Source organism: Corynebacterium sp. S7 (assembly GCF_054401105.1).
Genome location: NZ_CM136760.1, coordinates 434,279 through 443,443, shown reverse-complemented (window position 1 = coordinate 443,443; position 9,165 = coordinate 434,279). Strand labels below are relative to the sequence as shown.

11 protein-coding genes and 1 riboswitch are annotated in these 9,165 nt (G+C 62.4%); of the genes, 7 read left to right on the top strand and 4 right to left on the bottom strand.

What is annotated here, in order from left to right:
- Window positions 1–46 precede the first annotated feature (46 nt).
- Both ACXZ66_RS02225 and ACXZ66_RS02220 read right to left on the bottom strand, forming a co-directional pair.
- A complete protein-coding gene (locus tag ACXZ66_RS02225; protein WP_458750192.1) occupies window positions 47–505 on the bottom strand; it encodes a hypothetical protein in 459 nt (152 codons plus the stop codon).
- Between the two features lie 23 nt (window positions 506–528).
- Entirely contained in the window at window positions 529–786 is a 258-nt protein-coding gene (locus ACXZ66_RS02220; protein WP_458750191.1) for a hypothetical protein, read from the bottom strand.
- Window positions 787–802: 16 nt separating this feature from the next.
- Window positions 803–922, bottom strand: a riboswitch (SAM riboswitch).
- A gap of 80 nt (window positions 923–1,002) precedes the next feature.
- Between ACXZ66_RS02220 and ACXZ66_RS02215 the strand changes: the two genes are divergently transcribed.
- The 4 genes from ACXZ66_RS02215 (at window position 1,003) to ACXZ66_RS02200 (ending at window position 5,351) form a co-directional block, all read left to right on the top strand.
- On the top strand, window positions 1,003–2,031 hold the full coding sequence (locus ACXZ66_RS02215; protein WP_458750189.1) for an ABC transporter ATP-binding protein: 1,029 nt from the start codon (window positions 1,003–1,005) through the stop codon (window positions 2,029–2,031).
- A gap of 101 nt (window positions 2,032–2,132) precedes the next feature.
- Window positions 2,133–3,422 (top strand): ABC transporter substrate-binding protein, encoded by a 1,290-nt coding sequence (locus ACXZ66_RS02210; protein WP_458750188.1) that lies wholly within the window; start codon window positions 2,133–2,135, stop codon window positions 3,420–3,422.
- A 75-nt stretch (window positions 3,423–3,497) separates the two neighbouring features.
- Window positions 3,498–4,514 (top strand): carbohydrate ABC transporter permease, encoded by a 1,017-nt coding sequence (locus ACXZ66_RS02205; protein WP_458750186.1) that lies wholly within the window; start codon window positions 3,498–3,500, stop codon window positions 4,512–4,514.
- Window positions 4,515–5,351, top strand: coding sequence for a carbohydrate ABC transporter permease (locus tag ACXZ66_RS02200; RefSeq protein WP_458750184.1), 837 nt, complete (start codon window positions 4,515–4,517; stop codon window positions 5,349–5,351).
- A 9-nt stretch (window positions 5,352–5,360) separates the two neighbouring features.
- On the opposite strand, the gene ACXZ66_RS02195 is transcribed toward ACXZ66_RS02200, so the two are convergent.
- Window positions 5,361–6,449: a UDP-N-acetylmuramate dehydrogenase gene (locus ACXZ66_RS02195; RefSeq protein ID WP_458750183.1), complete on the bottom strand. Its 1,089-nt coding sequence runs from the start codon at window positions 6,447–6,449 to the stop codon at window positions 5,361–5,363.
- A gap of 24 nt (window positions 6,450–6,473) precedes the next feature.
- Between ACXZ66_RS02195 and ACXZ66_RS02190 the strand changes: the two genes are divergently transcribed.
- Genes ACXZ66_RS02190 through ACXZ66_RS02180 form a run of 3 tightly spaced genes read left to right on the top strand, consistent with a single transcriptional unit; the run spans window position 6,474 to window position 8,654 of the window.
- Window positions 6,474–6,965, top strand: coding sequence for a DUF2505 domain-containing protein (locus ACXZ66_RS02190; protein ID WP_458750182.1), 492 nt, complete (start codon window positions 6,474–6,476; stop codon window positions 6,963–6,965).
- 22 nt (window positions 6,966–6,987) lie between these two features.
- Window positions 6,988–7,803 (top strand): class I SAM-dependent methyltransferase, encoded by an 816-nt coding sequence (locus ACXZ66_RS02185; protein ID WP_458750180.1) that lies wholly within the window; start codon window positions 6,988–6,990, stop codon window positions 7,801–7,803.
- A gap of 14 nt (window positions 7,804–7,817) precedes the next feature.
- The gene (locus ACXZ66_RS02180) at window positions 7,818–8,654 is read left to right on the top strand and encodes an LmeA family phospholipid-binding protein (RefSeq protein ID WP_458750179.1); all 837 of its coding nucleotides are present in this window, start codon (window positions 7,818–7,820) and stop codon (window positions 8,652–8,654) included.
- Here the strand turns inward: ACXZ66_RS02180 and ACXZ66_RS02175 are convergent.
- Window positions 8,629–9,162 (bottom strand): deoxyribose-phosphate aldolase, encoded by a 534-nt coding sequence (locus tag ACXZ66_RS02175; RefSeq protein WP_458750178.1) that lies wholly within the window; start codon window positions 9,160–9,162, stop codon window positions 8,629–8,631. The two genes, ACXZ66_RS02180 and ACXZ66_RS02175, sit on opposite strands and share 26 nt — an antisense overlap.
- Between the last annotated feature and the right edge of the window lie 3 nt (window positions 9,163–9,165).

The following is a 9,165-nucleotide window of genomic DNA, read 5'->3' as shown; positions in this document are numbered from 1 at the left end:
ACCGACAGTGCCCACCGGAGAAAGTTTCCGGTGGGTACTTCGTCGTCTAGCGGAACCTGATCTTTGGCTCGTCGTCGCCCGGCAGCGCATCCGCGTCCGTGCGCCCGCATGACTCGCAGACTGAAGGCATTGGGCCACCCACGAGCGGTTCGGCGCTGCGGGTGTGCTCGCACTTGTCGCCGGTGTCGGTCAGGTCGAGCCAAAAGACCCCAGCGCGAGACTTACACACCCGCACCTCTAGGCACTCCGCCGACGGCGAAAATTGCACTGCACCTTCGATCCCGCGCAGATGCGAAGCCTCGGTCGCGGCGCGTTTCGCATTGTGATGCCAGCGGACGAACCGTTCGCCCGCGACCCGGAAGATCAGGTAGTTGCCCTTGGCCTCCACATCAGTGGCATCGACCCAGTCCCCGTGGCTGAGCAGGCTCTTGGTGACGTGAAAGCCAGCGCTATGCCCGCGCTTTTCAAGCGTGCAGGTGGAGGAAGGAACATTGTAGGTATACATGCATTCACACATGATGTCTCCCCTTAAGCCGCTACGGATTCGAACACGAATGACGCCGTGTGGCTGAGATCAACCCGCAACAGCTTCTGTTCCGGGTGCCACCAGATCGGTTGCCCCCTGCGCTGGGCCTGATTCGTGATGTTGCGCAGCTCAGTGCGCTGGTCATCGAAGGACATGTCCCGGACCCGTTCCCAGCCGCCACCATTGACGGCAGCTTCTGCTTGGCTGTGGAACTTTTCGGTGCCGGTGGTGATTGCCATCCGGCGAATTGGTGTACTCATGAGAGTGCTCCTAATAAATCGCTTCTTCCTCGCGGCTTTTGCCTGTCCGAGGCCGATCTTCCTTCGGGGGCACCGTGTGCGTAACGCGGTTGCCAGTCAGCCTGCCGAAGGGCGTTTGCGGCTGATCTTCTTGATCGTGTCCACCACCATACAGACCGCTTGGTCTAGGGGCAAGGGTTCCCCCAAAAGTGACCCACGCTGCTAATCTGCTTATTCATGGCATCGATTACTTTCGATCACGTTGATATTCAATACCCCGGCGCCGACGAACCCACGGTGCGCGACTTCCAGCTCGAGATCAAAGACGGCGAGTTCCTTGTGCTCGTCGGCCCCTCAGGCTGCGGCAAGTCCACCACCCTGCGCGCGCTGGCCGGCCTCGAGCCGACGAGCGCGGGACGCATTCTTATCGACGACACCGACGTCACCGATTTGGAGCCCGGGGAACGCGACGTGGCCATGGTTTTTCAGAATTACGCGCTCTATCCACACCTGAGCGTGGCCAAAAACATGGGTTTCGCGCTGAAGTTGGCCAAGCTTCCCCAGGCGGAGATCGATAAGAAGGTCAACGAGGCCGCCGAACTCCTGGGCCTGACCGAACTACTGGATCGCCGCCCCAAGGATCTCTCCGGCGGCCAGCGCCAGCGCGTGGCCATGGGGCGCGCCATCGTCCGCGAGCCCAAGGTCTTCCTCATGGACGAGCCGCTGTCCAACTTGGATGCCAAACTGCGCGTGCAAACCCGCGCCGAGCTCGCTTCCCTGCAGCGCCGCCTGCGCACCACCACCGTCTACGTCACCCACGACCAGGTCGAGGCGATGACCATGGGCGACCGCGTCGCCGTGCTCGATAAAGGCGTGCTCCAGCAGGTCGCAGCCCCGAAGGAGCTCTACGCCAACCCGGTCAACGAGTTTGTCGCGGGATTCATTGGCTCGCCCGCCATGAACCTTTTCGACGACCGCAGCGCCGACAGTGGCAGCCAGGCAGTGCGCCTCGGCGTGCGCCCAGAATCCATGCATCTGGTCACCGCCGATCATCCGGCGCCGACCGGTTGGGTGGTGCGCTCCGGAATCGTTGAGCTGGTCGAGGAATTGGGCTCCGAGGCCTACGCTTACGTTGCCAGTGAGGGAGATCGGCTCGTCGCAAAGGTCCCTCAAGGACATGTCCCCCGCATCGGTGCCAGTGCCGAGCTGACCTATGACCCCGAGAGCGCGCTTCGCTTTGACAAGGATTCCGGACAGCGAATCTAAATTTACCCCCGAATAGTATGATTTGAAGCAAAGTGCTTCGCAACTATGCCCTAGCTCACTACATTAGAAGAACCATTAAAATTTCCTGAAAGGTTCTTCGCATGTCGCTTCGCATTACGCGCCGCACACTTGGCACGCTCGCTGCTGTCACCGTTGCGTCGGCTACCCTTGTCGCCTGCTCGAGCGGCGGTTCCGGATCCTCCGCATCCTCCTCCTCGCCTGCGGCCTCCCAAGGCGCCGACTCCCGTGGCCCGATCACCTTTGCCATGGGTGCCAACGACGTGGACAAGCTCGTGCCCATCATTGAAGCTTGGAACGCTGAGCACGCCGACGAGACGGTCACGCTTCGCGAGCTGCCGGGCGAGGCCGACGCGCAGCGCGAAACCCTCGTGCAGTCCCTGCAGGCCGGCAACAGCGACTATGACGTGATGGCTCTCGACGTGATCTGGACCGCCGACTTCGCAGCCAACCAGTACCTCGCCCCACTCGAGGGCGACCTCGCCGTGGACACCTCCAAGCTGCTGCCAGCGACCGTCGAGTCCGCGACCTACAACAACACCCTCTACGCGCTGCCACAGAACACTAACGGCCAGCTGCTCTTCCGCAACACCGAGATCATGCCGGAGGAGCCAACGAACTTCCAGGCGCTCATCGATTCCTGTGGCGCAGCCGAGGCCGCGGGCGTGGGCTGCCTGACCACGCAGCTCTCCCAGTACGAGGGCCTGACCGTGAACACCGTCGGCTTCATGGAAGGCTGGGGCGGCTCGGTACTTGGTACCGACGGCACCACCGTCACCGTCGATTCCCCTGAGTCCAAGGCCGGCCTGCAGGCACTCGTCGACGCCTACAACAGCGGCGTTATCACCAAGGATTCCACCGCCGCAACCGAGGAAGAGACCAACCTCGCGTTCGTCGAGGGCCGCACCGCCTACGCAATTAACTGGCCTTACATGTACTCCAACGCCGAGGGCGAAGCCTCCACGATCGCTGGCAAGGTTGCGGTCGGCCCGCTCGTGGGCAAGGACGGCGTCGGCGTGTCCACCCTGGGCGGCTACAACAACGGCATCAACGTGAACTCCAAGAACAAGGCCACCGCCCGCGACTTCATCGAGTTCATCGTCTCGGAAGAAAACCAGCTCTCCTTCGCTGAGGCTTCCTTCCCACCGGTTCTCTCCTCGATCTACGACGACCCAGACATCATCGCAAAGCACCCATACATGCCAGCGCTGAAGACCTCCCTGGAAAACGCGGCGCCACGTCCGGTCAGCCCGTTCTACCCAGCAATTTCCAAGGCTGTGCAGGATAACTCCTACGCGGCGCTGACCGCTGGAAAGAGCGTCGACGACGCAACCCGCGACATGAAGAGCGCAATCGAAAACGCTGCTAAGTAACCTGCTCTAACCCCTTAACACCTGCCCGCGATCAACCCGGGCAGGTGTTTATCACTTGAAAATGGAGTCGTGTCCATGCGAACAAGAGCCCAACAAGCCCGAAGCGCGCTCTTATTGCTCTCGCCTGCACTGATCGTGCTGGCTGTGGTCATCGGTTATCCGGTGCTGCGCGCCATCTACCTGTCTTTTCAAGCCGACCGCCACCTCGACCCCGCAACCGGGCTCTTCGTCGAGGGTGGCTTCGCCGGCATCCAGCACTATCTCTATTGGCTGAATCAGCGCTGCATGGGCGCGAACGGCGTGGCCACCACGTGCCCGCCCGGAGTGCTCTCCACCGACTTCTGGCCAGCACTGACCAACACCGTCGGCTTCACCATCGCCACTGTCACCCTGGAAACAATCCTGGGCATGATCATGGCGCTGATCATGGCCGGCAACTACAAGGGCCGCGGCCTCGTGCGCGCCGCCGTGCTCATCCCGTGGGCCATCCCCACAGCCGTCACCGCCAAGCTGTGGCAGTTCATGTTCGCCCCACAGGGCATCGTGAACTCCATTTTGGGCACCGACATCATGTGGACCACCGACCCCTGGGCCGCGCGCTTCGCCGTCATCATCGCCGACGTATGGAAAACCGCCCCGTTCATGGCGCTGCTCATCCTGGCCGGGCTACAGATGATCCCGAAAGAAACCTACGAAGCCGCCCGCGTCGACGGCGCCTCGCGCTGGCAACAATTCTGGCTGATCACCCTGCCACTGGTGCGCCCCGCACTGATGGTCGCGGTGCTCTTCCGCACCCTCGATGCGCTGCGCATGTACGACCTGCCGGTGATCATGATCTCGCCGTCCTCGAACTCGCCGACCGCCGTAATCAGCCAGCTCGTCGTCGAAGACATGCGCCAGGGCAACTTCAATTCCGCCTCGGCGCTATCCACACTGATCTTCCTCTTTATCTTCTTCGTCGCCTTCATCCTCATCCGCTTCCTCGGAGCCGATGTCTCGGGCACCGGCGAGCAAAGAGCAGCAAAGAAGGAAGCTAAACGACGAGCACAGCGCGAAGCCAAGGCAGCCGCAGCAACGATGGGAGCCAGCTAAATGAGAAGCAAAAAATGGGCCACCGCCCTGCACTACGTGGGCGTGGCATTCATCCTGATCTGGGGCCTGGCCCCCTTCTATTGGATGTTGGTTGTCGCGCTGCGCGATTCCACCTTCACCTTCGATACCACCCCGTGGCCAACCCACGTCACCTTGGATAACTTCCGCGACGCACTGGCCACCGACAAGGGCAACAACTTTGCCCGGGCAATCGTGAACTCGCTGATAATTTCCTTGGCCACTACCGTTGTAGCGCTGGTCGTCGGCGTGGGCGCCGCCTACGCGCTGGCGCGCCTGCAATTCCGTGGCAAGGGCTTCGTCACCGCGATCATCCTGGCCGCCTCGATGTTCCCGGGTATCGCCCTGGTCACCCCGCTGTTCCAGCTCTTTAGCCAGATCGGCTGGATCGGCACCTACCAGGCGATGATCATACCCGACATTTCCTTCGCGCTGCCGCTGACCATCTATACCCTGATCTCGTTTTTCCGCCAGCTGCCGTGGGAGCTCGAGGAAGCCGCCCGCGTCGACGGCGCCACACGCGCGCAGGCCTTCCGCATGATCATGATGCCGCTGGCCACCCCGGCCTTGTTCACCACGGCCATCTTGGCGTTCATTGCGGCATGGAACGAGTACATGTTGGCACAGCAATTATCGACGAATGCCACCGAACCCGTTACCGTGGCCATCGCCAGGTTTACCGGCCCAAGCTCCTTTGAATACCCTTATGCAGCCACGATGGCGGCCGGCGCACTGGTCACGGTGCCGCTGATTATTATGGTGCTGATTTTCCAGCGCCGCATTGTGTCCGGGCTGACGGCCGGTGGTGTGAAGGGCTAGTCCGCAAAATTAGTCATCGATGGACATCCCGACCCAGACCGGTTCGGGAACCAGGCGCACACCAAACTTTTCTTCCACCCCGTCACGAACGGTGCGAGCGAGCGATGCAATGTCGCTCGCTTTCGCATTTCCGCGGTTGGTGAGTGCCAGCGTGTGCTTCGTCGATAAGCGAGCTGGTGCGTCTTCACCGGGGAAACCGCGGCTAAAGCCTGCGCGCTCGATGAGCCAGGCGGCCGAGAGCTTTTCGCGGCCGTCCTCTTGTGGGAAGCGTGGCATGCCCTCCTCGCCGACCTTGGCGTCGATGGCCTCGGCGAGCTCAGCCGACACGACCGGGTTGGTGAAAAACGACCCGGCCGACCAGGTGTCGTGGTCCGCGGCGTCAAGCACCATGCCCTTCGAAGCGCGCACCTCCAGCACCGAGGCGCGCGCCGCCGCCACCGAAATGCGGCGGTTTTTCATGTGGCGCAGCGGCACCGAAATCCCGGTGGTGTCCAGCTGCATCTCAATCTCAAGCACGACGCCACGGGAGGTGAACTTCAGGTTGGAGTAGCGATAGGCCAGCTCCAGATCCGCCACCGGCACCCAACCGGTTTCGCCGGTCTCGCGGTTATATAAGTTAACGCGGGTGAGCACGTCGGCCACCTCGGCGCCGTAGGCGCCCACATTTTGCACCGGCACGGCACCCGCGGAACCCGGGATGCCCGAGAGCGCCTCAATGCCGCCGAGACCCGCCTCGACCGTTGCCGCCACAACCTCGTCCCACACCGCGCCCGCGCCCGCGCGCACCAATCCGTCGGAGCCGATCTCCAGCGAGTCATTGGCCGCCAGGACCACCACCAAATCCTGCTCCTCGTCGGCCACCACCAAGTTGGACCCACCGCCGACGACGAGGAGTGGGACCTGAGCCTCGTCGAGAAGCGACACGGCCGAAGCGAGCGCCTGCGCCGACGAAGCGCGCACCGCCGCGACCGGCCGACCGCCGATGCGCAGCGTGGTCAACTCCGCGAAGGCGGGCGGGGCGATGACCTCTACCCCATCAATGGCGGACAAGTTCTCTGCGACACGGCCGTCAAAGCGGACCTTAACTGAATCAGACACCCTTCCCACGGTAGTCTGTAGGGCATGGCATCTCGTAGCGAAAACACCGTAACTATCAATCAGCCGGCCGAAAAAGTTCACGCCGCGCTGACAAACCAGGACTACTGGGCATACATTGTGGCCAACCTGTCCCCTGAGCCAGGCGAAGTCAACGATTTTAGCGGCAACGTAGCCACCCTCTTCGAGGTTCTCCCCCTCGACCTGCTCCCGGAGGCAGTGCGCTCCATGGTGTCGCAGTCCCTGAAGGTCAAGCGCGTGATCACCATCGGCGAGCTGGCAGACGGCAAGGCTGACATCAACTACGACGCAGACGTCAAGGGCACCCCTGTGCACTTCAATGGCGATATCGCTCTTGCTGCTAACGGCGAGAACACCACCCTGACCTACGACAACGAGGTCACCGTGGACATCCCATTCATGGGCCCAGCCATTGAGCCTAAGGTTGCGGAAGCCCTCGGCGATCTCTTCAACCAGGAAGGTCAGTTGACCAACACCTGGATCACCGAAAACCTCTAAGCCTTCTTTTTCGAGATCTACCATGGCCGACCATGCCCATAATCTGCGCGCGCAGTCCGGGACGGGTCGGCCTTTTGGCGTGATCACCCGTGGCACCACCGGCTTCAACCGCCTGCGCCGCTCCGATCGCTGGACCCGCTACCACCCTTTGATTTCCTCCTACCTGCGCGGGGTCGACAGTCCCCTCGCGGTCGATGTGGGTTACGGCGCTAGCTTCACGACGACCGTTGAGTGGGCGCGCTGGCTTCACCAGATCAATCCCCGCACCCAGGTGGTTGGCCTTGAAATAGACCCATCCCGGGTCCTGCCCCCGCGCGACGGCGTGCGCTTCGAGCTCGGCGGCTTCGAGCTGGCCGGCTACCGCCCCAACCTGGTGCGCGCCTTCAATGTGCTGCGCCAATACGATGTGGACCAGGTGGACATGGTGTGGGCCGAGGTGTGCTCGCGCCTGGCTCCCGGTGGCTACTTCATCGAGGGGACCTGCGACGAGCTGGGCCGGCGCGCCGCCTGGGTGCTCCTGGACCAGAAAGGGCCGCAAACGCTCACGCTTGCCTGGGATCCGTGGGATGTTTCTACGCCCAGCGACGTTGCCGAGCGGCTGCCGAAGAAACTGATTCACTTAAATAAGGACGGCGAAAAAATCCACGCGCTTTTGGCGGCCGCCGATTCCGCGTGGGAGCGCGCCGCTGGGTGGGAGCCGTACGGCCCGCGGGTGCGGTGGCGCAAGGCGATAGAGTTGCTGGTCGCCGAAGGTGTGCCCATTATCCCTCAGCGCAGAAGGGTGAGGGACAACCTTTTCACGGTAAGATGGGGTGCCGTTGCTCCAGAGCAGAAGTAAGGGACCCAAGCACAATGAGTACTAGTTCATCATCTACCGGTAAGACCTCCGGCAAATCCAGCGGTTCTAGAAGATCCACCGGGTGGATGGTTCTTATCAGTGTGCTCGTTTTCGTTTTGGTGATTTTCCTCGTCGCCGAAGTTGGAATGCGCTGGTATATGTCGAAGCAGTTCCGCGACGGGTTCGCCGCGCAAACGCCGGCAAGCGTCACCGTGGAGGGCGAGCCACACCTCTCCTTCGGCGCGATGCCACTGACCTTTTCTCTGTTCACCGGCACTATCCCGAGTATGTCGCTGGATACGCCGTCGACGCTGGAAATCGGCCCGGATTACATCAATGGCAGTCCGGCGTCTCAGCTTGAGCTCCGCGATCTTTCCATACGCGGCGACAACACCGTGGGCCATCTGCAGGTCACCGCGGAGATCCCCGACGACTTCCTCAAGACCTCCATGCAGATGCAGCTTCAAGAGGCCATCGCCGGCGGGAACGCAGGCAATTACTCCGAGCTTGTCAATGTGTTGGGGGTCTCGGACGTAATTTCCAACCCAACGGCCGGCACCTTCGACCTGTCCATCACCCAGGGCCTCTTCGAGGTGGAGCTGCTGCCCGTCATGGTTGACGGCCAGCTCCAATTCGAGGTGACGTCTTCGCGCCTGTTCGGCTTCGACCTGCCACCGGAGACCACCGACGCGCTCAAGCAGCTCAGCGAGTCCGGCATCCAGCAGGAACTCGTCGGCCCGCTGCAGATCCAACAATTCACCGTGATCCAAGACGGCTTCCGCGTCACCTTGACCGGTGATAACGTCAACCTCAACGAGATCGGTGCTACGACTGCCTCAACGCAGCTTTAGGGTCAGCGGCAAATACTCGGGTCGCGCCCGCCGACAGCAGCTCAACGGTGGCTTCTAGGTTCGGGATCTCCCCGTAGACCGCCACCTCGCCCGCCGGGATGTCGGCCCCGTATTCGACAGCCACAACGTCCACGCCAGCTTGAAAGGCCACCGACTCCTGCCCGGGTGGCACAATCGCGCCGAGGCGCACGGGCGGTTCCACGCCTTGGCGAACAGCGACGAGCTCGCCGAGGGTCGCGTTCTCGTCGCTAAGCTTATCGACGACCACCCACACCTCGCTGGCCCCCGTCTCCCCCGCAAGCCGTGCCTCGGCGGCCTTAACCAGCGTGTGATGGCGACCCGTGGGCCAGCCCGCGAGCGCGATAACGTGATCGCTGAGCTTGCGGGCCTGCCCGATGTGCGTCGGCTCAACGACGATGCCCGCGGGATTGGCCTGGGTGCCCTGAATACCAGTCGGGCTGGCCGCGAAGGTACCTACCTTCGTGGCCAGCCATGCAATGTCATCCATAGG

Coding starts and splice junctions, on each gene's coding strand:
- ACXZ66_RS02220 (WP_458750191.1), bottom strand. CDS start 786: ATGAGTACACCAATTCGCCGGATGGCAATCACCACCGGCACCGAAAAG.
- ACXZ66_RS02175 (WP_458750178.1), bottom strand. CDS start 9,162: ATGGATGACATTGCATGGCTGGCCACGAAGGTAGGTACCTTCGCGGCC.
- ACXZ66_RS02185 (WP_458750180.1), top strand. CDS start 6,988: ATGGCCGACCATGCCCATAATCTGCGCGCGCAGTCCGGGACGGGTCGG.
- ACXZ66_RS02200 (WP_458750184.1), top strand. CDS start 4,515: ATGAGAAGCAAAAAATGGGCCACCGCCCTGCACTACGTGGGCGTGGCA.
- ACXZ66_RS02225 (WP_458750192.1), bottom strand. CDS start 505: ATGTATACCTACAATGTTCCTTCCTCCACCTGCACGCTTGAAAAGCGC.
- ACXZ66_RS02180 (WP_458750179.1), top strand. CDS start 7,818: ATGAGTACTAGTTCATCATCTACCGGTAAGACCTCCGGCAAATCCAGC.
- ACXZ66_RS02210 (WP_458750188.1), top strand. CDS start 2,133: ATGTCGCTTCGCATTACGCGCCGCACACTTGGCACGCTCGCTGCTGTC.
- ACXZ66_RS02190 (WP_458750182.1), top strand. CDS start 6,474: ATGGCATCTCGTAGCGAAAACACCGTAACTATCAATCAGCCGGCCGAA.
- ACXZ66_RS02215 (WP_458750189.1), top strand. CDS start 1,003: ATGGCATCGATTACTTTCGATCACGTTGATATTCAATACCCCGGCGCC.
- ACXZ66_RS02205 (WP_458750186.1), top strand. CDS start 3,498: ATGCGAACAAGAGCCCAACAAGCCCGAAGCGCGCTCTTATTGCTCTCG.